This is a genomic window from Vibrio sp. 10N.222.55.C6 (genome assembly GCF_041473395.1).
GTDB classification, from domain to species: domain Bacteria; phylum Pseudomonadota; class Gammaproteobacteria; order Enterobacterales; family Vibrionaceae; genus Vibrio; species Vibrio crassostreae_C.
Genome location: NZ_JBFRSD010000879.1, coordinates 1 through 451 on the forward strand (window position 1 = coordinate 1; position 451 = coordinate 451).

The following is a 451-nucleotide window of genomic DNA, read 5'->3' on the forward strand; positions in this document are numbered from 1 at the left end:
GTATAGAAAGAGGAATGGAAGAAATGTGTGACCGATTTGAGATAGAAACCGATTAACCATATCAGAACCCGCTTAACCACATAAATCAGAACCCGCACAAACGCGGGTTTTTTAATGCAAAATTTTAAAGGAATTAATAATGAGCAATGCAAACACAGCACTAAACCACCTACAAAACAAAAAAATCGAAGCAGCTAGACGCGGGTATCTGGATGCGAGCTATTATAAACAAACAGTAAATCATAACTCTATTATGGATATCGCACTGAATGATGAAATGGTAGGTAATGATTTATCCGAAGCATTAGAGCGTGCTATTCCACTGGTAGACACTACGAACTTCATATCTGAGGGTTTGAATGCATTTGGTTTTTATGTGAATGACAATGTGGTCGAAGCACTACGCTTTCGTAATGACAATGAATTGGGATATCGGTTACATGAACATGAT

Annotated in this window: 1 protein-coding gene; it reads left to right on the forward strand. The window is 37.7% G+C overall.

The genetic code is table 11. The annotated features are described in order from the left end of the window. Positions 1–139: 139 nt before the first annotated feature. The coding region (locus tag AB4486_RS26670) for a hypothetical protein (RefSeq protein ID WP_372119776.1) at positions 140–451 on the forward strand (312 nt) is incomplete at its 3' end.